Below are 25,781 nucleotides of genomic sequence, written 5' to 3'. Positions count from 1 at the left end.
GGAAGCGGATCCCGCGCCGCGTACGGTCGGCGGCCCGGCGGGCGGCCTCGGCGTCGGGGTGCCGAAGCGGGGGGTGCGCACGCCGGCGTCCGCGAGCGCCTTGCGCCGCATCCCCTGGCCGGAGCGGTGCTCGTCCGCCGAGGACCCCGGCCCGCTGCGGGGTGGGGTCCTCCGGCATGCGGAGCGTCCGGTCGGCGTGGCCGTCGATGACGGTGGTGGCTGCCATCTCTCAGATGAGCTCTGCCGGCGCCGGCCGGACCACGGTGGCGAGCAGCACCACACGGCCGTACCTGAAGGCTCCGCCGTAGCCGTTCCGGTCCGGGCACTCCCCGAGGGGCGTGCCGGTGCGCTCGTGCGGGAAGTCGCGGGGCGCCTCCCGGTGGAACCGCTCCGCGTCACGCCGCAGCGGAAGGGAATCGGAGGGGGAGCGCCCGGCGACCTCGGCCTCACTCGGTTCGCAATCGGCCGCGCCGTGGTCCAGTCCCCGGTCGAGGCCGGGGAAACCGGACCCCCCGGCATGGTCGGGAGCGGTCGCGCCGGCCTCCTGAGAGGAGGCGGACAGGCCGGACATCCCGGCCCCTACGACGGCAACGCGGATTGTCATGACAGGCCTCTCGACTCGAAAGGTTCATTGGGAACCAGTAGCGACGACGTGCGACCGCGGGAGAGCAGAGGGCTGAAACCTCTGAATGCGAGGGCCGACCGGACATCACTCATCGAGAGGGACCAGCAGCGATGTGGGGAACGTAGGACGCCTCCGCCCCCGAGGTCAAGCCCCCCGGATCCGCCGGTCCCGGAGCGCCGCCCGGATCCCGCACCGGGTGTCCGGACGGGCGTCCGGGCGGCACCGCGTGCGCGATGGCCGAAAAGCACCGCGTGCGCGATGGGACGACTTGGGGCAGACACCACCGAGTTTTTCCGTTCCGGGTATCCGGATCCGCTGTCAGCGCGCTCTTGTGGGTATGACGAACATCACTTCGGATTCCCGGCGCCTGTCGACCGGTGAGAAGGCGCACACCACGCGGACCGCCCCGGGAGTTCCGGAACCGCACGCGGCGGCGGGCACCGGGGACCGGTTCCGTTGGCACCGCACGCGCCGCCTCCGCGTTCGAGGTCACCCGGGCCGGGAGGCGTCCGGCGCCGGGAGGACTCCCGTCACGCCTCCTCCGCCAGGAACTTCAGGATCAACTCGTTGACTTCCCCGGGACGTTCGAGGTAGCCGAAGTGCCCGCAGTCCTCGACCTCCTCGTACCGGCTGCCCGGGATCGCGTCGGCCACCTCGCGGCCCAGGTGGGGAGGCGACACCAGGTCGTCGGCGAAGGAGACGACCATGCACCGGACCGTGATCCGGCGGTAGTCCTCCAGCCGGTCCGGGAAGTCGGCCAACGCCAGCTGGGCCCGCTCGCCGGCGGTGACCGACGTCCCGGAGAGCGCGAACAGGTCCAGCCAGTCCTGCACCTTCGCGGCGTCGTTGAGCGTGCGCCGCGAGAGGTTCTGCATGGCGGCGACCGCAGCGTGGTAGGCCGCCGGCAACTCGACGCCCTTGTCGAACAGAGCGCGCTTCCCCGCCGACAGCGCCGACTGCAGAGGGTCGCTCCGCCCCCGCACCGCCATCATCACCGCGTGCGACACGAGGTCCGGGCGGGCCAGGGCCAGCTCCTGCACGACGCGCGCGCCCAGTGACGTCCCCACCACCCGGGCCTTCCCCCCGCCCAGGAACTCGATCAGTGCGGCGGTGTCCCGCACCATGTCGTCGATGGTGAATCCGTCCGGGCGCTCCTCCGAGGGCGGGATGCCGCGGTTGTCGAACGTCGCCACCCGGTAGCCGGCCGAGACGAGCGCGGGAACCTGGTGCGCCCGCCACACCGTGCCGGAGCCACCGGTGCCCATGACCAGCACCGCCAGCTCCCCGGAGCCCTCCACACGGTAGTTGATCCGGATCCCGTTGATCTCTGCGACTGGCATGGCGCTCCTTCGGTACCGGGCGGACGTCCGGCGGCCGCGGCCGTGGTGGTACCGGGCCGGTCCGTGCGGTGTCGGAAGATCGTAGCCCGGAGGGGATCACCGCGGTACAGGGCGGAACGGAGAAGCCCGGGGAGTGCCACCGGGCCGTTCGCGGCGAGTGGCCGGTGCCGCCGGAACGGACGTGTCCACCGGGATCGCCGGGCGGCGGGCGGCGGGCGGGGTCTGCGGTACGGCGCGGGAAACGGGCGGGGCCGGGTCACCCGGCGCGCCCCGGGAGCGCCGCCAGCGCGCCGGGCAGGTCGTGCAGCGGGGCCGCCGTGCCGGGGATGGCCGGGGGCCATCCCGGTCCGGCCGGGTGGACGGGGACGGGGACCGTCTCCAGTGCGGTCCGCAGCCAGGAGAGGTCGGCCGTTTCGGGTGAGCGGGCCCACAGCACCACGGCGCCGGGGCGGGCGCGGACGAGGGCGTCGGTCAGGGCGGGGGCGGGCAGATCGCCGGCCAGCAGGACGGTGCGGCCCTCCTCCGCCAGGGCGGCGGCCAGGGCCGTCAGCGGCAGTGTGTGGTGCTCGGCCGGTGCGGCGGCCAGGAGTACGGGACCTGAGGCGCCGGGGGCGGGCGGGAGCACTGCGGCGCGGTCCTGGGCGTGTCGGCGCAGGGCGCTTTCGACGATGCCGCTGGTGACGTGCTCCACTTCGACCCCGCGGCCGGTCTCCTCCCAGTGATCGCCGATGGCGGCGAGGGCGGGCGCGAGCACGGTCGTCCAGGCGCCGGCGGCTCCGAGCCGGGTCAGCGCGGCCGACACCACCGCCTGGACGGCGGCGGTGTCCAGCGCGTGCATGGCCTCGGTCAGCTCCGCCGCACCCGCTCGTGCGTCCGGCGGGCCGGCCGCGCCCACCGCGCGGGCCGCGTCGGCGGCCGGTACACCCCGGCGGACGAGCGTACGCATGTGCTCCAGCCGCTCGAAGTCCCGCGCCGAGTAGCGGCGGTGTCCGCCGGGGGTCCGTCCGGAGGGGGCGAGGCCGTAGCGGCGCTCCCAGGCGCGGAGGGCGGCGGTGCTCATCTCCAGGCGCTCGGCCACCACGCCCACCGGCAGCAGGAGCTGATCCACCTCCTGTCCGAGGGCCGGGTGCGCGGCGGCGCGGGAGGGGTGAGCGGAAGGCATGGGGCAATCGTCCGCCGAGGTCGGACCGGGCGCAAGTCACCGGCTGTACAAGTTGTGCACAAGTTTGTTTGACTCTGCCGGACACGGGCATCCGCGAAGCGACGGGCCGCCCCGAACGACCTGGCGCGCCTTGGAGGGGGCTGTCACACGTGCGTCGGCACCGCACCCTTCCTGTCGCCCATCCGCGCCGCGCGATGCCTCCGCTTCACCCATCCAGAGCGCCCGTACTGAGAACATTGTCTTCAATGTCCGGGTGTGAAAACTTCTGTCCGTACGTGCGCCGGGCGTCTCGGCCCCGCGCCGGGAAGGAGCCGCGATGCGGCACCAGGCCACCGACCTGGCCCTCGTCCCTGCCAGCCCCGCACCCGCACGTCCTGCGTCGGCCGCCCTGGGAGGAGAGCGATCCGGCCGGGCCGCGCCCCGGTCGCCGCACCGCCCGGACGAGGCCCGCGCGGAACGCCCCGCGGAACGCTGCCCCCTCTCCCGCGGTCCCGACCGCGACATCGCGGCCGCCGTCGACGCCGTGCTCACCGAGCATCTGACGCTGCGCCGGGCCGACGCGCGGCAGATCAGCGACCGGTTCACCGCGGACGTCGCCGACTGCCTGATCGATCTGGTGCGGCGCGGCGGCAAGCGGCTGCGCCCGGCCTTCCTGTGGTGGGGCTGGCGGGCGGGCGGCGGCACGCCGGAGCACGGCGACGCGGAGGCGGTGCTGCACGCGGCCGCCGCGCTGGAGCTGATCCAGGCCTGCGCGCTGGTGCACGACGACCTGATGGACGACTCACCGCTGCGCCGCGGCGCGCCCTCCGCCCATGTGGCACTCGCCCGCCGGCACCGCGCCGGGGGCCTGCGCGGGGACGCGGACACGTTCGGGGCGTCCGCCGCCCTCCTGACGGGTGATCTGGCCCTGGTCTGGGCGGAGGACCTGTGGGACGCCGCGTCCCCGTCCGAGGAGGCACGGCGGCGGGCCCGTCCCGTCTGGCGGGCGATGCGCACCGAGATGGTGGCCGGACAGTACCTGGACCTGTACGGGCAGGCGGCCGGAGCGCCCTCCCCCTCCTCCTCCCTGCGCGTCGCCCATCTCAAGAGCGGGCTGTACACCGTGGAGCGCCCGCTGCACCTGGGAGCGGCACTGGCCGGCGCGGACGCGCACACCACCTCGGCGCTGCGGCGGGCCGGGCGGTGCGCCGGGGTGGCGTTCCAGCTGCGCGACGACCTCCTGGGCGTCTTCGGGGACCCGGCCCGTACGGGGAAGCCCGCGGGCGACGACGTGCGGCAGGGCAAACCCACCCATCTGATGGCCCTGGGCCTGCGCCTGGCCCGCGTCCGCGGCCGGCGCGCGGACCGGGAACTGCTGGAGCACTCGCTCGGCGACCCCGCGCTGTCCGAGGAGGAACTGGACCGCGTACGCGCCGTGCTGACCAAACTGGGGGCCCGTGAGGCCGTGGAACGGCGCGTCGGCGGCCTGGCCGCCGACGCGCTGACCGCGCTGGAGGAGGCCGCGCTCGACGGGATTCCGGCCCGGGAGCTGTCGGCGCTGCTGTACGCCGTCCTGGGCGAACCGGCCGCCGCACGCCACTGCCTGGGCGGCGCCCCTCGCGACACCGCCGCTCTCCCCACCAACTGACCACCTGCCTAAGGAATCCGGATGAGAAGACTGCACGGGCCGGGCGATCACGTCGTCATCGTCGGGGCGGGGCTGGCCGGGCTGTCCGCCGCACTGCACCTGCTGGGCGCCGGGCGCTCGGTCACCGTCGTCGAACGGGAGGACGGGCCGGGCGGCCGGGCCGGGCGCGAGGAGTGGGCGGGGTACCGCGTCGACACCGGCCCCACCGTGCTGACCATGCCCGACCTGGTCGACGAGGCCATGGCCTCGGTGGGCGAGAAGCTCGCCCACCACGTCGAGCTGATCGGGCTCCACCCCGCCTACCGCGCCCGTTTCGCCGACGGCAGCTCCCTGGACGTGCACACCGACCCGCACGCCATGGAGGCCGAGATCGCCCGGGTGGCCGGGCCTGGGGAGGCCGCCGGGTACCGGCGGCTGCGCGACTGGCTGGAGCGGCTCCACCGGGTGCAGATGCGCTCCTTCGTCGACGCCAACTTCGACTCCCCCCTGGGACTGCTGGGCGCCGACCTGGCCAGACTTGCGGCGCTGGGCGGGTTCGGCACCTGGCACGGGCGCGTCGCGCGCTTCCTCCAGGACGAGCGGCTGCGCCGCGTGTTCTCCTTCCAGGCGCTGTACGCCGGGGTGCCGCCCACCCGGGCGCTGGCCGCGTACGCCGTCATCGCCTACATGGACACCGTCGCCGGAGTGTGGTTCCCGCGCGGCGGCATGCACGCCGTGCCCCGGGCCATGGCCGGCGCCGCCGCCCGTGCCGGGGCCCGTTTCGTCTACGGCGCCGAGGTGACCCATCTGGAGCGCTCGCCGGGCGGACGCGCCGCGGCGGTGCGCACCGCCGGCGGGGAGCGCATCGCCTGCGACGCGGTGGTCCTCACCTGTGACCTGCCGGTCGCCCACCGCCTGCTGGGCGGCGCGCCGCGCCGCCCGGTACCGCTGCGGTACGCGCCCTCGGCGGTCGTCCTGCACGCGGGCGGCGACCGCACCTGGCCCGAACTGGCCCACCACACACTGTCGTTCGGCTCCGCCTGGGAGTCGACGTTCCGGCAGCTCACCCGGACCGGCGAGCTGATGAGCGACCCCTCTTTGCTGATCACCCGGCCCACCGCCACCGATCCCGCGCTGGCCCCCGAGGGCAGGCACCTGCACTACGTGCTGGCGCCCTGCCCCAATCTGGTCACCGGCCCCCGCGACTGGGACCGCGTCGGCCCCCGCTACCGCGACGGACTGGTCGCCGAGCTGGAGCGCCGCGGACTGGAGGGCTTCGGTGACGCGATCGAGGCCGAGCACCTGGTCACCCCGGCCGACTGGGCCCGCCAGGGGCATGCGGCCGGCACCCCGTTCTCCGCCGCGCACACCTTCGCCCAGACGGGCCCTTTCCGGCCGCGGAACCTGCCGCGCGGCTGGGAGAACGTGGTCCTGGCCGGCTGCGGCACCACGCCCGGCGTGGGCGTGCCGACGGTGGTGATCTCCGGCAAGCTCGCCGCCGCCCGCATCACCGCCGGCACCGGCCGCTCACGCCCGCCCGGGCGCGCGGCGCAGGCGCCCGCCGGTTCCGGCGCGGCCGAGGAGGCGGCCGTATGACGACGCGTGAGCTGGACGCGGCCGGCGTCCACGACCCGGTGCTGCGCGCGGCCTACACCCGCTGCCGCGAACTCAACGCCCGCCACGGCAGGACGTACTTCCTGGCCACCCGGCTGCTGACGCCCCGCCAGCGTCCGGCCGTCCACGCCCTGTACGGCTTCGCGCGCTGGGCGGACGACATCGTCGACGATCTCGACCCCGCCCTCGACCCCGGGCAGCGCGCCCGGGCGCTGGCGGAGCTGGACGAAGAGCTGTCGACGGCCCTGCGCACCGGACGCGGCGGGCATCCGGTGATCGCGGCGCTGGCCGACACCGCCGCGCACTACGCCATCGACCCGGCGCACTTCACCGACTTCATGCGCTCGATGGGCATGGACCTGCACGTCACCGAGTACCCCACCCTCGACGACCTGCGGATGTACATGCACGGTTCGGCGGCCGTGATCGGCCTTCAGGTGCTGCCGGTGCTGGACACGGTCGTGCCGCGCGAGGAGGCCGCACCGCACGCCGCGGCTCTCGGGGTGGCCTTCCAGCTCACCAACTTCCTGCGGGACGTGGGCGAGGACCTGGACCGCGGCCGGATCTACCTGCCGCTGGACCGGCTGGCCGCCCACGGCGTCGACCGCGATCTGCTCCTGTGGTGCCGCCGCGCCGGGCGCACCGACGCCCGGGTGCGGGCCGCCCTGCGGGAACTGTGCGAGACCACCCGGGAGGTCTACCGGGAGGCCGAGCCGGGCATCGCCATGCTGCATCCGGTCTCGCGGCCCTGTGTGCGCGCCGCGTTCGTGCTCTACCGCGCCATCCTGGACCGGATCGAGGCGGCCGGGTACGCGGTGCTCCACCGGCGTGCCGTGGTCCCACGCCGCCGGAGGGCCGCCGTGGCGCTGGGCGGGCTGGCGGACGTCGCCGCGTCGCGCGCCCGCGGCGCCCTGACCGGTGACCTGCCGCGGGTGCCCGGCCGCCCGCGAGACCCTGCGGAGAAACCAGAGGAAGCCCCGCGGACCCGTCGGCGGGACGCGCAGCGAGGAGGAGTGCTGTCTTGACCAAGCGCCGTGTCGGGGGTTCGACCGGTTGGCGCGGCCCCCTGCGCCTGATGTCCGACCCCGGCTGGAGCCGGCAGGAGCCGACGTGGCGGGCGGCCCGGCCCCAGATCATCGCCGACGCCCTGAAGCGGGCCGCGGCCCGCCCCTCGGGCAACTGGTACGTGGTGGCGGCCAGTCGTGAGGTCCGTCCCGGCCGCCCCTTCGGCAGGACGGTCGCCGGAGTGGAGCTGGTGCTCTGGCGCGCGGAGTCCGGGCGCCTGGCGGCCGGTCCGGGGGCCTGCCCGCACCTGGGCGCGCCGCTGTGCGACAGCGTGGTGGAGTCCGGGCGCCTGATCTGCCACTGGCACGGTCTGGGCCTGACCGAGCGGGGCGTGCCCGGCTGGGACCCCTACCCCGTGTACGACGACGGGGTGCTGGTGTGGGTGCGGCTGGACCCGGTGGGCGGCGAGGAGCCGCTGGAGCGGCCCTGCCTGCCGCAGCGCCCCGACCCGGCCGCCTCGGTGGACGCGGTGACGACCCTGGTGGGTGCCTGCGAGCCGGAGGACGTCATCGCCAACCGGCTCGATCCCTGGCACGGGGCGTGGTTCCACCCATATGCCTTCACCCGGCTGACGGTGGTGGAGGAGCCCGATCCCGCCGTCAACGGCGACCGGTTCCTGGTGGACGTGGCCTACCGCGTCGGCCCCCGGGCGGACGTGCCGGTGCGGGCCGCGTTCAGCGCGCCGGAGCCGCGCACGCTGGTGATGCACATCGTCGACGGCGAGGGCGAGAGGTCGGCCGTGGAGACCCACGCCACGCCGCTCACCGCCCCGGGCGACCCGAACCCGCGCACCGCCGTGATCGAGGCCGTGCTGGCCACCTCCGGCCGGCCGGGCTTCGCCGTGGCGCGGGCCGCCGCACCGCTGCTGCGGCCGCTGATGCGGCGGGCCGCGGCCCGGCTGTGGCGCGACGACCTGGCGTACGCCGAACGCCGTCGGCTGCTGCGCGGCCAGGGCCGTTTCCCGGGGGCGGTGTGAGGGCCGCCGGGGCGGCGGCCCTCACACCGGACCTCTCGTCGGACCCCCCGCTGGGTCCCGTACCCGGCTCAACGGGGGGCGCGGGCGAGGAGGGTGTGGAGGATGCCGTACTCCCAGCCCGGCAGCGGCACCGTGCGGACGAGTTCGAAGCCCGCCGCCGTCAGCCGCTCCGCCAGTTCCGGCGCGGTGTCGAACTCCAGGACGCTGCGCCACAGATGGCGATACAGGCCCGCCCCGCCCGGGCCGAGGGAGCCCGCGGGGATGATCACCGAGCGGCACACGGCCGTCCAGACCAGGCGGTGCCGCACCGCGCCGGACAGGGCGTACTCATGGACGGCCAGCCGTCCGCCGGGGCGCAGCAGGCCCCGCAGCCCGGTCAGCACCTTGTCCGGATCGGTCAGGTTGCGGACCAGATAGGCGGCGAACACCGCGTCGAACGGTCCGTGCACCCCTGCCCGCTCCAGCTCCTCGGCGGGCGTGTGGACGAAGGTGACGTTCCCGGGCCATTTCTTGGCCGCGGCCCGCTCCAGCATCCCGGCCGAGGCGTCCACCGCGGTGATCTCGGCGTGGGGCGCGGCGGCCAGCAGCGCGGCGGTGGAGGCACCGGTTCCGCAGCCCAGGTCGAGTACGCGCAGGCCCTCGCCGCCGTCCGGGAGGGCCAGTCTGCGTGCGGAGCGGCGCAGTTGCCGGTGGTAGCCGGGGTTCGCGCCGACCAGGCGGTCGTAGGCGGTGGAGGCACCGTCGAACGCCGCGGCCAGCGTGCCGTCCTGCAGGAGGGTCATCGCGTCCGTCCTTCCACCCGTACGGGCCGGGGGTGTGTGGTCATGGCCGCACGCCTACCCGGCGTGCGGCACCGGGAACGCGCCGGGAAGAGCGCCGGGGGCGCCACCATGGGGAGGGGTCGCGGATGAGCCGCCCGGAGACCGCCGCGGGCCCGGGCACAAAGGCCGACGCGGACGTGGTCGTGGTCGGTGCGGGGGCGGCGGGCCTGTCACTGGTCCGCCACCTCCTCGACGCCTCCCCCTCGCCCGCCCCCTCGGTGGCGGTGGTGGAACCGCCGCCGGGTCCCGTCCGCAGCCCCGAGCGCACCTGGTGCTTCTGGGAGGAGGAGGAAACGAGTCCCGGCGGGTCCGGTGCCGGGCTCGGCGCACCCGTCACCGCCTCCTGGCATCGGCTGCGGGTGCGGGGCCCCGGCGGGGAGACCCTGGGCGGTGACAGCCCCCGGCGCTATCTGATGGTCCGCTCCGCCGACTTCACCCGGGCGATGGACACCCGTCTGGCCGCGTCCCCCGCCGTCACCCGTGTCACGGGCACCGTCACCGCCGTCGAGGACGGGCCGCGCGGTGCGCGGGTGAGCGGTACGGACGCCGTGGGGCGGCCCTTCGCGCTCACCGGCCGCTGGGTGTTCGACTCGCGTCCGCCGCGGGTCCTGCCGCCCGCCCACACCACCTTGCTGCAGCACTTCCGGGGCTGGTTCGTGCGTACCGGCGAGGACCGCTTCGACCCGGGCACGGCGGAGTTGATGGATCTGCGCACCCCGCAGCCGCGGCGCGGGCTGTCCTTCGCCTACGTCCTGCCCCTCACCCCGCGCGAGGCCCTGGTGGAGTACACCGAGTTCTCCGCCTCGCCCCTGACCGTCCGGGAGTACGAGGCCGCGCTGCGGCACTACACCGAACGCGTCCGCCCGCTGGGCGAGTTCACCGTCACCGGCGCCGAGCAGGGCGTCATCCCCATGACCGACGGGCGCTTCGCGCGCCGGGCCGGGCACACGGTGTTCCGCATCGGCACGGCGGGCGGCGCCACCCGGCCCTCGACCGGCTACACCTTCGCCACCGTCCAGCGCCAGAGCGCACAGGTGGCCGCAGCGCTCGCGGCCGGGCGCACCCCGCTGCCGCCCCGGCCGCACGCCCGCCGCCATCTGGCCATGGACGCCGCGCTGCTGCGCGCCCTGGCCACCGGCCGCGTGGACGGTGCGGACTTCTTCGCCCGCCTCTTCCGCCGCAACCGGCTGGACAGCGTGCTGCGCTTCCTCGACGGCCGCTCCGCGTTCCGCGAGGAGGTCGCGATCGGTCTGCGCTCCCCCATGTGGCCGATGGCGCGCTCGCTGGCCGAGCTTTCCCTCCTGCCGCGCCGGCCGTCCGCCGCCGTGCCGCGGCCGTGCGACCCCCATCAGCGAAAGGCCTCCAGGTGACAGACGCGAGAAACCCGTTCCCGTACCCGCTTCCGGGCCGGGACCGTACCCGGCTCGCCCGTGACCGTTACGCCGTGCACCGGCCGGCCCCCGCCGGGGCGGCCCGCGTCGGCGACCGCGGGGTGCGCGCCGCCGTGGTGGGCGGCGGCATCGCCGGGCTCACCGCCGCCACCGCGCTGGCCGAACGCGGTGTGGCCGTGGACCTGCTGGAGCGCCGGGAGGTGCTGGGCGGGCGTGTCGGGGGCTGGTCCACGGAGCTGGCCGACGGCACGTCCGTCACCATGAGCCGCGGCTTCCACGCCTTCTTCCGGCAGTACTACAACCTGCGCAATCTGCTGCGGCGTATCGACCCGGCCCTGTCGATGCTCACCCCACTGCCGGACTACCCGCTGTGGCACAGCGGCGGAGCGCGGGACAGCTTCGCGCGGGTGCCCCGCACCCCGCCGTGGAGCGTGCTGGGCTTCACCGCCCTCAGCCCGACCTTCACCCCCTCGGGGCTGGCGGGCATGAACCCCCGCGCGGCGCTGCCCCTGTTCGACGTGCGGGTGCCGGAGGTCCACGAGCGGCTGGACGGCGTGAGCGCCGCTGAGTTCCTGGGCTCCATCGGCTTCCCCGAACCGGCCCGGCACCTGGCCTTCGAGGTGTTCTCCCGCAGTTTCTTCGCCGATCCGCGCGAGTTGTCGGCGGCCGAACTGCTCCTGATGTTCCACATCTACTTCCTGGGCTCGGCCGAGGGGCTGCTCTTCGACGTCCCCGACGACCCCTTCCCCACCGTCCTGTGGGATCCGCTGGCCGCCCGGCTGGAGCGGCTGGGGGCACGGGTGCGCGCCGGTACCGCCGTGGAAGTGGTGCGGCCCGAGCGGGACGGCTTCACCGTGGTGACGGCCGGGGGCCGGGGGCCGGGGGCGGAGCGCGGCGAGCGCTATGACGCGGTCGTCCTGGCGGTGGACGGCGCGGGCCTGCGCGCCGTGGTCGACAACTCCCCCGGTCTGGGCGGCCCCGGCTGGCGGGCGTCGGTGGGACGGCTGCGCGAGGCCCCGCCCTTCCTGGTCTCCCGCTACTGGCTCGGCCGGCCCGTGGCCGCCGACCGGCCCGGTTTCCTGGGCACCAGCGGCTACGGCCCGCTGGACAACGTCAGCGTCCTGGAGCGGTGGGAGGGCGAGGCCGCCCGCTGGGCCGCGCGGACGGGCGGCAGCGTGGTGGAGCTGCACGCCTACGCCGTCGGTACCGGCGCGGACCGTGCCGCCGTCCAGCGGGCGGCCCTGGCCGAACTCGCCCGCGTCTACCCGGAGACTGCGGGCGCCCCGGTCGTCGACGAGCGGCACGAGTGGCGGCAGGACTGCCCGCTGTTCGCCACCGGCACCTGGCGGGACCGGCCGGGGGTGCGCACCGGCCATCCCCGGCTGGTGCTCGCCGGGGACCTGGTGCGCACCACGTTGCCGGTGGCGCTGATGGAGCGGGCGGCCACCACCGGTTTCGAGGCGGCCAACGCCCTGCTGGCCACCTGGGGGGTGCGCGGCCACCCGCTGCTGACGGTGCCGCGCCGGGGCCGCTCGGCGCCGCTGCGCCTGCTCGCCTCGGCCCTCGGCGGCTGACGGGTGCTCAGAAGGCGGGGAGCTGCAGGGCCCCGGCGGCGGCCGGCAGGGCGCGCTCGTGCTCCAGCAGCGCCCGTTTGCGCTCCACTCCCCCGCCGTAGCCGGTCAGGGCGCCGCCGGCTCCGATGACGCGGTGGCAGGGCACGATGACGCCGACCGGGTTCCTTCCGTTGGCGAGGCCGACGGCGCGGGACGCCGTCGGCCGGCCGATGTGCTCGGCGAGCCGGCCGTAGGTCCAGGTCTGTCCGTGGGGGATCTCGCGCAGCGCGGCCCACACACGCCGCTGGAACGGCGTTCCGTGCAGCCTCAGCGGCAGGTCGAAGCACTCGCGGCGTCCGGCGAAGTACTCCTCCAGTTGCCGGGCCGTCTCCGCGAACGGCGGCCCGGCGGGCTCCGGCAGCCGCTCGCCGAAGACCGAATCGTCGGGCCGGTACCGCTGGGCCTCCATGTAGAGGCCCACCAGGTGCTCTTCCTCGGCGACCAGGGTGAGCGGGCCGCAGGGGCTGTCGACGACGGTGTGTGCGCGCCTTTCGGGCGCCTGGGGCACGGCGGGCACGTGCTGGGTCTCCTCTCGGCCGCGGTCCGGATGGACCCGGTCCGCTCGGCACCAGCATGGCCCGCCGCCCATCCGCCGACCGGCGGTTTCCGGACATCCACCCGTCCCGCCCCACCCGCCGGGGCGGGACGCACGGGGGAGCCGCGGTCAGAGGGCGCCGAACCGCCGCTTCGGCTCCCCGGCCTGCCCCGGGGGCTCCTCCCCGGGCGGTGCGGTGAGGTACTCCAGGGTGCCGGTGATGTCCAGGAACCGCTCCAGGAAGGAGGGGCGGTTGTCGAGGTGGAGTCGGGTGCCGTGAACTCCGGTGAGGCGGTGGATGAGCAGCAGCCCGGACAGTCCCGTGGAGTCGCAGGTGCTCAGCGCGGCGAAGTCGAGGCGGAGGTCGTCCGGTGCCGGCCGGCCGCCGAGGTGCAGGCGTACGGCGCCGACCAGTTCCTCGGTGGTCTCGTAGTCGAGGTCGCCGGTGATGCGGAGCCGGGCGGTGCCGGGGCCGGTCTCGGCCGCGAGTGCGAAGGAGGGACGGTGCATGGGTGTCATCCGGGCTTTCCGTGACCGGTGGTGTCGGGAGCGGGGGCGGATCCTGTGCCGAGTGCCCGGCGGGCCCCCTCCAGCAGGCGGGTGGCGCGCGGGAAGTCCTTCAACCGCCCGGCCAGCAGGTCCAGCGCCGGGTGCAGGGAGTGCGCGGGGACCTTGCGGGCGGTGAGGATCTGCGCGGTCCAGGTCATGAAGCCGGTGAACAGCTCCTCGTCGTCGACGTAGAGGGCGGTGGACAGGAAGTCGACGATGTGGGCGACGTCCTCGGCGGTGTGCAGCCGCTGGCGTTCGGTGTAGTCGCGCATGGCCGGGAATCGCTCCTCCAGCCCGGCCATGGTCTCCCCCACCAGCCGGAGGGCGGTGCGGGAGACCATCGTGTACTCCTGGTCGGCCAGGTGGGGCAGGTCGTCGACCGGGTGGTGCGCGGAGCGCGGGCCGGACAGCGGCAGCACGCCCTCGCCCAGCCTTTCGGCGGCGGCGCGGGCGTCGGGGGCCCAGGCGTCGGCGCCCAGCAGGCGTGCGTAGCGTCCGTCGGGGCCGAAGGCCGCGCCGCCCGCCAGCACCGGGGTGCCGGCCGCCTGGCAGGCGGTGATCGCGGCGTGGGCGGTGGGCAGGCGGGTGGGGACGGAGGAGGACAGCGCGACGGCGCAGGGCCCCGTGCGGTGCAGGTGCGCTATCAGGTGCGGGGCGGGGACCTGGGCGCCGAGGAAGTCGACCTGCCAGCCGCGCAGCGCCAGCACCTCGGCGAGCAGCCGGGCGGGCAGGGAGTGCCACTCGCCGTCCACGCAGGCGACCGTGACGCGTCCCGCCCCGGCGCCGGGCCGTGCTCCGCCGTGCACGCGGTGGGCGAGCGCGGCGATGATCCGGTCGTTGATGGCTGTGGCGGCGTGCTCCTGCGCCACGGTGATGCGGTCGGCGGCCCACTCGGCGCCCACCTCGCGCTGGACGGGCGCGATGACGTCCAGCAGCACCGCCTCCGGGTCCGCGCCGGCGTCCAGCGCGGCGAAGACGGCCTCGGAGGCCGCGTACTCGTCGCCCTCGCGGACGGCGGCCCACAGCCTCTCCCGTACCACGCGCGGATCGGCCGCGGACCTCGCGGCGGTGGAGGCCTGGTCTGTGCGGGTGATCATGTTGTGTACCTGCCCCGAGTGTGGCCGTCCACCGCGCTGAGGTGCACGGTGCGCGGCGCGGTGATGGCGACGACGGCCATGTCGTCGTGGCTTCTCCCGGCGACCCACTGGCCCGCGAGCATCTGGACGCGTTCGAGCACCGCCTCCGCCGGCATGGCCGCGCACTCCGCCAGCGCGTCCTTCAGCCGTCGCTCCCCGAACATGTCGCCGCCCAGGGGCCCGCCGCGGGCCTCGGTGACGCCGTCGGTGTACAGCAGGCACGTCTCGCCGGGCGCGAGCCCGACCGTGGCCGTGCGCGCCCTGATCTTCGGCAGCACGCCGATCAGCGACCCCCGGGTGTCGGCCTCCTCCACGCCCCCGTCGGCGCGCACGATCGGCGGAGGGGGGTGGCCGGCGCTGGTCAGCCGGAGCCTGACGTGGTTGCCCACGCGGACGGCGGAGGCCAGTACGAGGGTGGCGAAGCGGGTGTGGTGCGAGTTCACCAGTGCGCCGTTGAGCAGGCCGAGCACGCGCGGATGGTCGCCGGCCATCGGCAGCAGCGCGTGCAGCGTGTTGCGGATCTTCCCGGTCAGGACGGCCGCCTCCAGCCCCTTGCCGCACACGTCCCCCAGGACGATCAGGGACTCCTCGTCCGGCCCGGCCGCGGGGTGGAGGCCGTAGAAGTCGCCGCCGACCCACTCCTTGAGCTCCGACGCGCGGTAGCCGCCGGCGAACTCGACCCCGTGCACCTGGCGCAGCTCCGGCGGGAACAGCTCACGCATCAGCGTGGCGGTGATGGCGGCCTGCTCGGCGTACAGGCGCGCGGCCGGCAGCGCGGCCCCGGCCCGGGCGGCGAACAGCCTCGCGAAGGTCTCCTCGCTCTGGCTGAACGCGGCGTGATCGGTGCGCCGCAGCAGGACCGGCGCCCCGACCGGGACGCCGTGGCCGGGCAGCGGGGTGACCACCACCGAACCCGCCGGCCCGTCGAACTGAGGCGGTACGACCCAGTCGGGCAGCAGCGCGGGGGCGATCCAGCGCGAGGGCACCGGCGGAAACCCCTGGAGCGCCTCGCTCAGCCCCGGCACCGTCTCCGGATCCGCCTCGACCGTGCCGTGCACCGGGCCTTCGGGGGTGCTGTAGGTGACCGGGAGCCTGCGGCCGGCCGCCGGGGCGATCAGCACGGCCGCGTCCGCCAGGTGCTGCACGGCCAGGCGCGCGGTCGCCTCCATGCACCGCTCGACGTTCAGGGTGGCCGACAGGGTCTCGGACACCTCCGCGAGAAAGGCGGTGCGTTCCCGCTCGCTGCGCAGTGCCTCCTCGGCCAGGCGCAGCTCGGTGTCGTCGACCAGCCACCACACCACGTCGCCGTCCCCGCCGCGGGCCGGGTGCCCCCGCAGGACCCGCCCGCCCGCCTCGCCCCTGGGCGCCTCGCCCGGCCCGGAGTCCGGGGCGGAGGACGCGATGAGGCGCCGGTGGGCGTCGGCCAGCCAGTGCGGTACCGCCTCCTCCAGCGGTGCGCCGGGCACCGCCTTCGGGAGGAGTCCGGCGGCAACCGCGTTGGCCCCCGTCAGCGCGCCGGACGGGTCCACCACCACTGCGCAGGGCGCGTCGTCCCACGCGGAGCCGGTGCCGGTGCCGTGTGGCCGGGTGGATGAATCCTCGGAGATCGTCACGACCGGGGGTCCGCACGCCGCGGACCCCACCACCTTCCTGCTGGATGAACTGGACGGAACGCCTGGTGGGACGCCGAACAGGGAACTGCCGTCCGGCAACCTTCCCCCGGATGCCGCAATCAGGGCAACCGCGACGCCCGGGGGCGCCCCGCTTTCCCGGTCGGGCCGGGAGCCGCCCGGGGAAGCGGGGCGCCGACGGGAGAGTGCCTCGTGCACGGCTCCCACCTGCCCCATGACAACAACCGGCGGGGGTGGGTTCCGGGTGGAAAACGAGGTTTTAGCAGATAATGTGAGCAACCTCACCGCCCCCGCCGCACCGCCGGATTCCGGCGGTGCGGCGGGGCGGGCGGCGGGTCCGTACGGGGCAGCGACCGCGGGCCGCCCTGGGGCCGCACGTCCCCGCCCCGGAGCGGCGGCCGAGGCCGTACGTCCCGGGCGGCGGGGCCTTTCGGCCCTGATCGCCTACCGGCGCCCGAAAGCGCGGCCCGCCGCTGCTAGACAGGTCATGGCCGCACGTCAGCGGCCGACGACCCCGTGCCCCCTCCTCCTAGGAGCGTCATGCTTTCCGCCGAATCGGCCTCGGTGATCCGTGCCACCCTGCCCGTCGTTGGCGGGGCGCTGGACGAGATCACCACCCGCTTCTACACGACCATGTTCGCCGACCGCCCCGAGCTGCTCGACGGCATGTTCAACCGCGGCAACCAGGCCAGTGGCGCGCAGCGGCAGGCCCTGGCGGGTTCCATCGCCGCCTTCGCCGGCGCCCTGGTCACCGAGCCCGGCACCCGGCCGGACACGCTGCTGGCCCGCATCGCCCACAAGCATGCCGCCGTCGGCGTCACCGAGGACCAGTACACGATCGTGCACAAGTACCTCTTCGCCGCCATAGCCGATGTGCTCGGCGACGCGGCCACCCCCGAGGTGGCGGCGGCCTGGGACGAGGTGTACTGGCTGATGGCCGGGGCCCTGATCGCACAGGAGGCCCGCCTCTACCTCATGGCGCAGGTCAGGCCGGGACACCCCTGGCGGCAGTGGACGGTCGTCGAGCGGCGCGAGGAGACCCCCGACACGGTGTCCTTCCTGCTGCGTCCCTCCGACGGGGCGCCCGCGCCCGCCGCCCGGGCGGGCCAGTACGTGAGCGTGCGGGTGCGGATGCCCGACGGCGTCCACCAGCTGCGCCAGTACAGCCTCTCCTCCGCCCCCGGGGACCGGACGCGCCGGATCACGGTCAAGCGGGTGCACGGCGACGGCGCCCCGGAGGGCGAGGTCTCCGGGCTGCTGCACCGCACCGTGCGGGCGGGCGACGAACTCACCCTGTCCGCCCCCTTCGGGGACGTGGTGCTGGACCGGTCCGACCGGCCGCTGACGCTGGTCTCCGCCGGAATCGGCTGCACCCCCATGGTCGGCATGCTCGAGCACCTCGCCGTCACCGGCTCCACCCGTCCGGTGACGGTGCTGCACGCCGACCGCTCCCCCGGCGACCACGCGCTGCGCGCCGACACCGAGCGGCTGGTCGAGCGGCTGCCGGGAGCGCGCTCGGTGTTCTGGTACGAGCGGCCCGGCACCGAGGAGCCCTACGCCCGCCGGGGCACGATGGACCTCGACGAGCTGGAGGTGGACACCGACGCGAGCGTGTACCTGTGCGGTCCGCTGCCCTTCATGCGCTCCGCGCGCGAGCAGTTGCTGCGCGCGGGGGTGCCGGCCCGGGAGATCCGGTACGAGGTCTTCGGCCCCGACCTGTGGCTGGCCGACGCGGCGGCCTGAGCCACGCCCGGTCCTTACTCCCCGCGGCCGTACGGACGCCGGGTCCGGGAACAACCGGAGCCCGGGCAGCGCTGCTCCCTATGCCCTTGCGGTATGAGTGGTATGAGCGGAAAGGTGTGGGAACAGTGGCGGAGACAGGACGGGCTCAGTCCCACCCGGCGGGCGAGGAGCCGATGGTGACCTCCTGCGACCGGCGGATCGACGTGAAGTGTCTGCATCTGGCCACACCGGGCCGGCCGATCAGCCGGGTCACCCTGGACCTGGGTCCGGGCCGCGGCAGCGCGCCGGGCACCTGGGCCGCGCTCACCCCCCGGGAGGCCCGCGAACTGGCACGTCGGCTCCTGGACCAGGCGGCTCTGGCCGAGCGTGAGGCTCCCACGGCGCCCGGTGCCCTTCCGTCCCCGCCCTCCTCGGCGTCCTTCGGGCCCGCGTCGCCCGGCCTCCCCTCCTTCTGACCCGGTCCTCCCCGGCGCCCGGCGCGGTCGGCACGGCCCGGCCGCCCCGTCCCCGGTGAGGGACGGGGCGGCCGGGCCGTCCCCGGTGAGGGACGGGGCGGCCGGGCCGTCTCGGGCAGCAGCAGCCAGGCCCCGTAATCGCCGAGCAGACCGAAGACGTCGTCGCGGCCGGCGTTGCGGAGCAGGCTGGCGGCGGCGGAAGAGCGGTGGCCGCCCGCGCAGTGCACGGCCAGGGGCCGGTCCCGCGGGGCCGGTGAACAGGGCGTCACCGGTCAGTACGCCGTACGCGACCTCATCGTCGGCGTGCTCGTACACAGTGGGTGTCGATCACGGCCTCGACGGTGAAGCCGTGCGCGTCGGCGAGGCACTCCGACACGTCCCGGCGCGGGTCGACCACCACGGCCCTGCCGGTCCTCTCGTCGGCGATCATGTACGAGGCCTGGGAGAGGCAGTCGAGGTAGTACTGGGCGAAGAACACGGAAGCCTCCGTCGAGGGTGACCGGAACCCGGTGTCCCGGGTGCCGGGGTGTCCGGTGTGCGGGAGGGGACGGCCGGTCCCCCGCGGCGGTGGGGCGGCCGCCCGGGCCGAGGGGGACGCCCGGGCGGCCGGTCACAGCCGGCCGGTGAGCATGCCGCGCCAGTACACGGGCGGCAGGCCGTACCGCTTGAACAGCCACATGTCGCGGCGTTCCCTGGTGGTGTCGATCAGCGGGAAGCTCGGCGCGGGCTTCAGATCGTAGTCGAACTCGGCGAGCAGCATCCTGTCCCGCGCGGTCACCAGGGGGCAGGAGGTGTAGCCGTCGTACCGGTGCGACGGCTCGGCCCCCCGCATGGCGTCGAGCAGGTTGCCGGCGACGACGGGCGCCTGCTTGCGGACGGCCGCGCCGGTCTTGGAGGTGGGCAGGTTCGCGACGTCGCCGATGGCGAAGACCTCCGGATGGCGGGGGTGGCGCAGGGTGTGCTTGTCCGCCTCGACGAAACCGTGGGGACTGGCCGGGTCGGCCAGCGGACTCTTCTTGACCCAGTCGGGGGCGCTCTGCGGCGGCACCGCGTGCAGCATGTCGTAGCCGAGCGTCTCCTCGGTCCCGGCGGCGCGGTCGGTGAGGGTCACCGTGCGCCGGCCGCCGTCGACGGCGGTCATCTCGGTGTTCAGCCTGACCTCGATGCCGTACCGCCCGGCGACCCGCTCCAGTTCCCGGTTCCACACCGGCACCTTGAACAGGGCCGGGTCCGGTACCACCAGCACCACCCTGATCCGGTCCAGGACACCCCGCCTGCGCCAGTGGTCGGCCGCCAGGTAGGCGATCTTCTGGGGCGCGCCACCGCACTTGAGGGGGGTGGCGGGATGGGTGAAGACGGCGGTGCCCGAGCGCATGTCCTTGATGAGCTCCCAGGTGCGGGGGGCGTACTCCGGCGCGTAGTTGCTGCTGACACGGTCGTGGCCGACCGCCTCGGCCAGGCCCGGGACGCCGTTCCAGTCGAGCTGGATCCCGGGGGCCGTCACGAGGAAGTCGTAGCCTGCCTCGGTGCCGTCGGAGAGGGTGACGGTGCGGGCGTCGGGGTCGACCGCCTCGGCCGCCTTCCGGATCCAGCGCACTCCCCGGGGGATGACGGACGCCTCGGGCCGGCCGGTGACGCGCAGGGGCGCCTGGCCGCCGCCGACGAGCGTCCACAGCGGCTGGTACCAGTGGATTTCGGAGGGGTCGAGCACGGTGATGTCGCGGACTCCCGCGCGCCGCAGGCGTGCGGCGGTGCTGATGCCGGCGCTGCCGCCGCCGACGATCAGCACGCGCTGGTCCTGGGCGCCGGGCCCGGCGCCGGGGTTGGTTCTGGGGGACATGGGGTGCTCCCGTCTGCGATGGGTGCGGATGTGCCGGCGAGCCCGGGGGCTCGCGTCGTCGGGACGAGGAGGCCGACGGCTCGGGTGGGAGCCGCCCGGGCCGGGTCCGCGGCGGGCGTCCCCGGGCTTCTCCGGACACGCCGAGCACTTCCTGACATACCCCGGGGGGTATTGCAGAGCCGAGAATAGAGCATCGGCCGGAGAGATGGCAAATACCCCTGGGGGTATCTATGGACAGTGTCGCCGCACCGGCCGGACGGGGCCGGAAAACCCCCGGGCAAGGCGAGAGCGGCCCGGGCCGCTCCTCCCGGACCGCTCTCGCGCCCCCAATCCGGCTCCCCACAGCCGCACGACGAGCCTGCCTCCCCCGGGCCCGGCGGCCACAGGGCCGAAAAGGGAACACCCCGGGGACCAACGTCCCTCCCCACCCGGCCGACGGGCCCCGCGAGCCTGCCCGGCAGGATCGGCTCGCGTGGTGGCGCGGCGCCACCCCGCGAGCCGACCACGCATCAGAAAGGCTGCCCGGAGGCCGTGTTGCACCGCATGCGGACCGTTACTCCGGGTACCCGGCATGCACGGCGCGCTCCGCGTGCCGCACAGCCGACGGCCGACCACGAACCGGGGGTGCGACGGATGAGGCGCGGCCTTCCGCCGAGGAGTACGAGCGCGGGCACGGACACAGCGGTGCGCGAGGGTCCCGCCCCGCCCCGCTCGCCCCTGGCGCGGGCGCTGGTGATGGCGGTGGCCGTGGCTGCGACGGTGCTGTTCGCCGTGGTCCTCGCCAAACTGACCCTGACACCGTCGTACGCCTCGGAGGCGCTGACGCACAGCAACCTGCGGCCGGGCGACTCCATCCGCAACTACCTGAACCAGCCCGCGTTCCGCGACACCGTCAAACAGCTCGGCGGCAACATCGCGCTGGGGGTGCCGTTCGGGGTGCTGCTGCCGGTTGCCTGGCCGCGTGCCCGCGGACTGCTGCGGGTGGTCCTGCTGACCACGGTGGTGATGGTGACGGTGGAGCTGGTACAGGGGGCCGTCGTGCCGGGCCGGGCGTTCGACATCGACGACGTCATCCTCAACACCACCGGCGCGCTGCTGGGTTATCTGCTGCTCGGCCGCCGCATCGGCCGCGCCGTCCATCCGCCACGCCGCCGCCGGTGGCAGCGGAGCGCGAGACGGGAACGCACCGCGGCCGCCGGGTCCGGGAAGGCCTGAGGCGCCGGCGCCGCGGCACCGGCTGGACCGGTGCCGCGGCGCTCCGCTCCTCCCTCACCGCCGGTCCGGCGGGAGGTCCGATCTCACCAGATGGCCTCGACCCACTCGGGGCGGTCGATGAACGGGTTCCGGTTGTGCTGGTGCTCGTTGTAGATGACTTCGTTGCGGTTCCGCTCGAAGGAGTCGGGCGGGTCCTCCAGGTGCCACTGCTTCAGGACGCTGATACGCCCGTGGTAGGGCGCCGAGCCGTTGCCCACCCGGTCGTTGGGCTCCAGATCGGCGAAACCGTCCTCGCCCTCGTAGCGCACGGCCATGTAGAGGATCATGCGGGCCACGTCGCCCTTGACCGCGTCGCGGGGCTCGAAGCTGTCACCGTCGGTGTAGTTGCCGGGGGCCCCGGAGACCGCGCTGCCGCCGTTGTCGAAGTCCTTGTTCCCCCGGATGCTGTTGACCCGCACGTCCGTGGGGCGCAGATGGTGCAGGTCGGTACCGGGCCCGATGCTGGTGCCGAAGTCACCGTGGGACTTGGCCCACACGTGCTCGCGGTTCCAGTCGCCCAGATTGCCGCCGTGCTCGGTCTTCGCCTGGGAGCGGCCGCTGTACAGCAGGATCACGTTGTCCGGGTCGGAGGGATCCTCGTCGGTGTCTCCCAGCGCGTCCCAGAGCCGGCTGTAGGAGAGTCTGGTCTGCTCGCTGATGATGTCGTTGAGTGCCGCCTTGAGGGCGGTGCCGGTCTTCCCCTCGGCGGAGGCGTAGTAGGTGTCCGCCGAGGAGGACGGGAGCGCGGCGGACGAGAGGGGAGCGGGAGCGGCCGAGACGGAGGTGGGGGCGGCCACGGCCAGCAGGGTGGCCGCGGCCAGGGCTATGCCTCCGGCGGTGGAACCACGGGAACGGGACATGTGGGGAAGTCCTTTCCGGTATGCCCCTGGCCAGGGGCTGTCGGCGGGCGTCGGTCGGACCGGAGCCTTCCATAACCGTCATGCCCCTGCCAACTACGCACCGGCGACATCCGGCTGAACGGATGACCGACGACGCCCGGAGCGCCCGTTCCGCACGCACCGGCTTCCCCGCCCCGGGCTCCGCGGCCGGCCCGGGCGTTCGCGCAGGGCGGCGGCACGGCCCGCGGAGCCCGTACCGGTCAGCGGACGGCGACACCCCACACGGCCGTGTTGACGGGCCAGAACAGCGAGTTGCGCAGTTTGCGCCGCTCGGTGCGTACCTCGGAGAAGCCCGCCCGGGCCACGGTCTCCACCGTGCGGCGGCCCGGGTCGCAGCCCTCGAAGACATAGCCCCACGGCCGGCGGACGAGGCGCTGGACCGCGTACCTGACCCCCTGTCCGGGGGCCGCCACATGTTCGACGAACCTGAACCTGCCGCCGGGCCTCAGCACCCGGCGGATCTCCGCCAGGACCTTCCCGGGATCGGCGACGGTGCACAGCACCAGGGAGCAGATGACCTCGTCCACGCTGGCGTCGGGAAGCGGGATCGCCTCGGCTCCGGTGGGCAGGACGACGGCCTCGACCCCGGCCGCCCGGCACGCCCGCTCCAGGCGCCGGTGCATGCGCAGGCTCGGCTCCACCGCGTACAGGCGGGTGCCGGGGCGCAGGTACCCCAGGTTGGCCCCGGTGTCGGGTAGGACCGCCGCATTGCTACGGCGGTCCCCCCTCAGAACCGTGCGTGCCACTCGTCGCGGCACACGGCTCAAGCGAGTCCTATTGGCCCGGGAAAGACGATGCTCGCAGGTGTGCGGGAGGCTGCCGCTCCAGCCGTTTTCCGCAGTGTGCATGGACGAGTTGTTCGCGTGGAACCTTTCGATCGTTTGCCCTGGTGGATTCCGTCAGCAAGGTGACCGCTTGAAAGCGGATCGCTTTACGGATTCCCGTGAGCCACGTCGCCCAGTCCTCCGGGTGTTGTGGTTCAGTGTCGGCGTAGAGCAGGTATTCGCCGCAGAGCGGGCACTTTCCGTTTTGGCGTTGCATCATCCGGATGCGTCCATCACTGAGCGGCGGCTTGTACTTCTTCCGTCGCTGCGCCCAATATTCGGCAAGATCTGGGTCATCCGGAGAGGCGCTCCCATTGACCATCACGTGCCGGACGATCGGTGTCCAGGCAAGCTTGGTGAGATATCGGCCCGTGACTCGGTCGCCGAATATCCACCGCGCTTGACTGGCGGAGTTGAACGCACCAAAGTAGCGGTCGCTGACCCACTGCTTCGATTTGTTCGGATGGCTGCGGGCTGCCCAGCGAAACACGGCCCACCAGAGGTAGTCGTCAATATCGCTGAAGACCCGCTTGGATACTCCGTTCCGGTAGTAAGCAGCCCACCCTCGAAGGATCGGGTTAAGTTTAGTGATCACTTCGAGTGCGTTGGCTCCACGAAGAATGCGCAGTTCAGTGCGCAACCTGTTGCGGAACCGGGCCACTGCCGCAGGACTCGGCTTGATCAGTAGCTTGCTTCCTTTATATTGGCGGATGTTGCACCCGAGGAAGTCAAATCCTTCGTTGAGGTGGACGATGCGTGTCTTCTCCTCATTGAAGGTCAACCCTCTCGGCATCAACCATTCAGCAAGCCGCGCCTTGACTTCTCGCGCCTGGCCATAGGAATGACACAGGGCGACGTAATCGTCGGCGTACCTGATCAGCACCGGGCTGCCAGGTGCCGTCTTTCCGGCGTGGACACCATCTGTGCGATACCTGACGCCTGCGGCCTCTTCCATTCCATGGAGAGCGATGTTCAACAGCAGCGGACTGATGACTCCCCCTTGTGGGGTTCCTTCCGCTGTGGGAGCGAACTTACCGTTCTCGATCACTCCGGCCTTGAGCCATGCTTGTACAAGTTCCCTGGCCGGGAAGGTGTCGAGCGAGGCGACAAGGCGCTGGTGATCGATGCGGTCGAACGCTGCTGCCAGGTCAGCATCGAGCACCCATCTGCGCTTGGAGAGGGGCCCCCTCGTCACGCGGAAGATGGCTTCGATCGCGTCGTGGCAGCCACGGCCGGGCCGGAATCCGTAGGACCTCGGCTCGAACCGCGCCTCCCATTCGGGTTCCAGCGCGTTCAGGACCAGAGCTTGCATAGCCCGGTCCCGGATCGCCGGAATGCCCAGTGGGCGCTGTTTCCCATTGCTCTTCGCGATATACACGCGCCTGACCGCTATCGGCTTCCAGGTTCCCACCCGGGACTGTGTCCACTCGGCCAGAGCCGCCTTGGACCTGTCCCGCAGAACGGTGTACCCGTCCACTCCAGGGGTCTTGCGCCCTGCATCGATCTCCGTTACACGTCTCACCGCTACCAGAGCGTTCGACCGTGAGCGGAGCATCAGCTTCTGCAAGTTGCGGACCTTCTTCAGGTCCCCTTTCCTCGATGCCGCGAAGATTCGCTGACGCAGACGCCGTACGTCGTCCTCGACCGTGTTCCAGTCAACCGACTGCCAATCGAAGAGTTCGTCGTCAGGTCCGTTCGCTTCCCGGTTCCCGGGAGCGTCCAACTTGTCCATCGGTTCCGGAGTCGTCGTCATCGTCTGCTTCGCAGACTCACCAGGCCCGCATGGGCTCCCTTTCGGGCCAGGCATGGAGCCTGTATCCGGCCGGTTATCCGGACAATCGGCGGAGGTGCCGCATCGCCTCATCCGGTTTCCCGTTTCCTTTCGGCTGCCGGCCTTCGCTTCTCGGGCCTTCCTATTCCCGCTGGAGAGTTGGGCCTCCCTTGCGGTCGGCTTACCAGGTGTGTGCACGTCTGGACTCCAACGGGGTTTCCACGTTCCGCACATGCAAGATGCGGCCGGTTTGGGTGCCCTCTATACCCCGGAGCAGTGGTGCTCCCCCGACCGACACTGGCTCATCGGTCGGCACTCGCCGCTTTTCAACGGCCAGCCCTGTACGGCCCATTACGCATCCCATCCACGAGCCTTGATCGTAACGAGGCATCAACGAGGGTTCACTTCCGTTCACCCGCTCGGCCTTCCCCGGCCTGTGGCTCCTGGATGGAACAGCAGCCCTTGGGCCTGTTGTCTCGGGCTTCGCACCCCGCGATTACTCACGACGCACGCCGAGGTGGGGACAGGTCTTGAGCACTGACCTGAGACAGCGATATTGGCTAATTCAGAGAGCCAACCTCCTTATCGTGTCCTACTTGCAATGTGCGACCTCGTGTCGCACGCCCGCACCGATCTCCAGGACCGTGTCGGCCCCGATGCCGCCGAAGGCGGACTGTTTGTGGTGCCGGGCGGCATGGTTGAGATAACCCCGGAACGCGGAGAAGAACCAGGCGTTGAAGCGGCTGACCGCTCCGTGGTCGAAGGCGAGGTCGGTGCGTATCGCGGTCGTCGGCGGGGCGGGTCGTTCGGGGGTGCCGTCGGGCCGGGGACGGGTGCTGCTCATGGTCGTGGCTCCTCGTTGTCTCTGCTCTGTTCTTTCCGGCGTCTTCGTCGCCGTGTTCCATCACCCGTCGCGGCGAGGGCCGCGTCT

General features: G+C 73.6%; 22 protein-coding genes and 1 pseudogene. 9 read left to right on the top strand and 14 right to left on the bottom strand.

The window, feature by feature from the left end; all coding sequences use genetic code 11:
* Positions 1 to 229: 229 nt before the first annotated feature.
* From ACGRHY_RS24870 to ACGRHY_RS24860, 3 genes are all read right to left on the bottom strand, one after another.
* Positions 230 to 604, bottom strand: coding sequence for an NAD(P)/FAD-dependent oxidoreductase (locus ACGRHY_RS24870; RefSeq protein ID WP_394637531.1), 375 nt, complete (start codon positions 602 to 604; stop codon positions 230 to 232).
* Positions 605 to 1,155: 551 nt separating this feature from the next.
* Positions 1,156 to 1,965 (bottom strand): alpha/beta fold hydrolase, encoded by an 810-nt coding sequence (locus ACGRHY_RS24865; protein ID WP_394637530.1) that lies wholly within the window; start codon positions 1,963 to 1,965, stop codon positions 1,156 to 1,158.
* 256 nt (positions 1,966 to 2,221) lie between these two features.
* Entirely contained in the window at positions 2,222 to 3,127 is a 906-nt protein-coding gene (locus tag ACGRHY_RS24860) for a MerR family transcriptional regulator (protein ID WP_394637529.1), read from the bottom strand.
* Positions 3,128 to 3,443: 316 nt separating this feature from the next.
* On the opposite strand from ACGRHY_RS24860, the gene ACGRHY_RS24855 reads away from it, so the two are divergent.
* From ACGRHY_RS24855 to ACGRHY_RS24840, 4 genes are read left to right on the top strand one after another with little or no spacing between them, the layout of a single operon-like run.
* Positions 3,444 to 4,754, top strand: a complete 1,311-nt coding sequence (locus ACGRHY_RS24855; RefSeq protein WP_394637528.1) for a polyprenyl synthetase family protein — start codon at positions 3,444 to 3,446, stop codon at positions 4,752 to 4,754.
* Between the two features lie 21 nt (positions 4,755 to 4,775).
* Complete coding sequence (crtI, locus tag ACGRHY_RS24850; protein WP_394637527.1) at positions 4,776 to 6,329, top strand: phytoene desaturase family protein; 1,554 nt, start codon at positions 4,776 to 4,778, stop codon at positions 6,327 to 6,329.
* Positions 6,326 to 7,372 (top strand): phytoene/squalene synthase family protein, encoded by a 1,047-nt coding sequence (locus ACGRHY_RS24845; protein ID WP_394637526.1) that lies wholly within the window; start codon positions 6,326 to 6,328, stop codon positions 7,370 to 7,372. The genes crtI and ACGRHY_RS24845 overlap by 4 nt, the downstream gene beginning before the upstream one ends.
* Before the next feature lie 50 nt (positions 7,373 to 7,422).
* A complete protein-coding gene (locus ACGRHY_RS24840; protein ID WP_394638193.1) occupies positions 7,423 to 8,388 on the top strand; it encodes a DUF5914 domain-containing protein in 966 nt (321 codons plus the stop codon).
* 68 nt (positions 8,389 to 8,456) lie between these two features.
* On the opposite strand, the gene ACGRHY_RS24835 is transcribed toward ACGRHY_RS24840, so the two are convergent.
* Entirely contained in the window at positions 8,457 to 9,170 is a 714-nt protein-coding gene (locus tag ACGRHY_RS24835; RefSeq protein WP_394637525.1) for a class I SAM-dependent methyltransferase, read from the bottom strand.
* A gap of 125 nt (positions 9,171 to 9,295) precedes the next feature.
* On the opposite strand from ACGRHY_RS24835, the gene ACGRHY_RS24830 reads away from it, so the two are divergent.
* Positions 9,296 to 10,579 (top strand): lycopene cyclase family protein, encoded by a 1,284-nt coding sequence (locus tag ACGRHY_RS24830; protein WP_394637524.1) that lies wholly within the window; start codon positions 9,296 to 9,298, stop codon positions 10,577 to 10,579.
* The gene (locus ACGRHY_RS24825; RefSeq protein ID WP_394637523.1) at positions 10,576 to 12,174 is read left to right on the top strand and encodes an FAD-dependent oxidoreductase; all 1,599 of its coding nucleotides are present in this window, start codon (positions 10,576 to 10,578) and stop codon (positions 12,172 to 12,174) included. Before ACGRHY_RS24830 ends, ACGRHY_RS24825 begins: the two co-directional genes overlap by 4 nt.
* 7 nt (positions 12,175 to 12,181) lie before the next feature.
* Here the strand turns inward: ACGRHY_RS24825 and ACGRHY_RS24820 are convergent, their stop codons facing one another.
* The 4 genes from ACGRHY_RS24820 to ACGRHY_RS24805 all read right to left on the bottom strand — a co-directional run bounded on the left by ACGRHY_RS24820 (position 12,182) and on the right by ACGRHY_RS24805 (position 16,046).
* Positions 12,182 to 12,730 (bottom strand): methylated-DNA--[protein]-cysteine S-methyltransferase, encoded by a 549-nt coding sequence (locus tag ACGRHY_RS24820; RefSeq protein ID WP_394637522.1) that lies wholly within the window; start codon positions 12,728 to 12,730, stop codon positions 12,182 to 12,184.
* A gap of 147 nt (positions 12,731 to 12,877) precedes the next feature.
* On the bottom strand, positions 12,878 to 13,267 hold the full coding sequence (locus tag ACGRHY_RS24815; protein WP_394637521.1) for an STAS domain-containing protein: 390 nt from the start codon (positions 13,265 to 13,267) through the stop codon (positions 12,878 to 12,880).
* Positions 13,264 to 14,394 carry a cobalamin B12-binding domain-containing protein gene (locus ACGRHY_RS24810; protein ID WP_394637520.1) on the bottom strand — a complete coding sequence of 377 codons (1,131 nt, stop codon included), beginning with the start codon at positions 14,392 to 14,394 and terminating at the stop codon, positions 13,264 to 13,266. The genes ACGRHY_RS24815 and ACGRHY_RS24810 overlap by 4 nt, the downstream gene beginning before the upstream one ends.
* Entirely contained in the window at positions 14,391 to 16,046 is a 1,656-nt protein-coding gene (locus ACGRHY_RS24805) for a SpoIIE family protein phosphatase (protein ID WP_394637519.1), read from the bottom strand. Before ACGRHY_RS24805 ends, ACGRHY_RS24810 begins: the two co-directional genes overlap by 4 nt.
* A gap of 558 nt (positions 16,047 to 16,604) precedes the next feature.
* On the opposite strand from ACGRHY_RS24805, the gene ACGRHY_RS24800 reads away from it, so the two are divergent.
* On the top strand, positions 16,605 to 17,807 hold the full coding sequence (locus tag ACGRHY_RS24800) for a globin domain-containing protein (RefSeq protein WP_394637518.1): 1,203 nt from the start codon (positions 16,605 to 16,607) through the stop codon (positions 17,805 to 17,807).
* 125 nt (positions 17,808 to 17,932) lie between these two features.
* Positions 17,933 to 18,262: a hypothetical protein gene (locus ACGRHY_RS24795; RefSeq protein ID WP_394637517.1), complete on the top strand. Its 330-nt coding sequence runs from the start codon at positions 17,933 to 17,935 to the stop codon at positions 18,260 to 18,262.
* A 316-nt stretch (positions 18,263 to 18,578) separates the two neighbouring features.
* Here the strand turns inward: ACGRHY_RS24795 and ACGRHY_RS24790 are convergent.
* Positions 18,579 to 18,740, bottom strand: a pseudogene (locus ACGRHY_RS24790) (MBL fold metallo-hydrolase); the annotation flags it as partial.
* 132 nt (positions 18,741 to 18,872) lie between these two features.
* Positions 18,873 to 20,102 (bottom strand): NAD(P)/FAD-dependent oxidoreductase, encoded by a 1,230-nt coding sequence (locus ACGRHY_RS24785; protein ID WP_394637516.1) that lies wholly within the window; start codon positions 20,100 to 20,102, stop codon positions 18,873 to 18,875.
* Between the two features lie 684 nt (positions 20,103 to 20,786).
* Between ACGRHY_RS24785 and ACGRHY_RS24780 the strand changes: the two genes are divergently transcribed.
* Positions 20,787 to 21,317 (top strand): VanZ family protein, encoded by a 531-nt coding sequence (locus ACGRHY_RS24780; RefSeq protein WP_394637515.1) that lies wholly within the window; start codon positions 20,787 to 20,789, stop codon positions 21,315 to 21,317.
* 83 nt (positions 21,318 to 21,400) lie between these two features.
* Here ACGRHY_RS24780 and ACGRHY_RS24775 read toward each other — a convergent pair whose 3' ends face one another.
* The 4 genes from ACGRHY_RS24775 to ACGRHY_RS24760 form a co-directional block, all read right to left on the bottom strand.
* A complete protein-coding gene (locus ACGRHY_RS24775; protein WP_394637514.1) occupies positions 21,401 to 22,216 on the bottom strand; it encodes an endonuclease I family protein in 816 nt (271 codons plus the stop codon).
* Between the two features lie 239 nt (positions 22,217 to 22,455).
* Positions 22,456 to 23,001: a class I SAM-dependent methyltransferase gene (locus ACGRHY_RS24770; RefSeq protein WP_394637513.1), complete on the bottom strand. Its 546-nt coding sequence runs from the start codon at positions 22,999 to 23,001 to the stop codon at positions 22,456 to 22,458.
* A gap of 28 nt (positions 23,002 to 23,029) precedes the next feature.
* Positions 23,030 to 24,811 (bottom strand): group II intron reverse transcriptase/maturase, encoded by a 1,782-nt coding sequence (gene ltrA / locus ACGRHY_RS24765; RefSeq protein ID WP_394637512.1) that lies wholly within the window; start codon positions 24,809 to 24,811, stop codon positions 23,030 to 23,032.
* 631 nt (positions 24,812 to 25,442) lie between these two features.
* Positions 25,443 to 25,694 carry a hypothetical protein gene (locus ACGRHY_RS24760; RefSeq protein WP_394637511.1) on the bottom strand — a complete coding sequence of 84 codons (252 nt, stop codon included), beginning with the start codon at positions 25,692 to 25,694 and terminating at the stop codon, positions 25,443 to 25,445.
* Positions 25,695 to 25,781: the final 87 nt, after the last annotated feature.

Origin of the sequence: Streptomyces shinuiensis, assembly GCF_043660855.1 — a bacterium.
In the GTDB taxonomy this organism is placed as follows: Bacteria; Actinomycetota; Actinomycetes; order Streptomycetales; family Streptomycetaceae; genus Streptomyces.
This window is presented reverse-complemented; position numbering and strand designations above follow the sequence as displayed.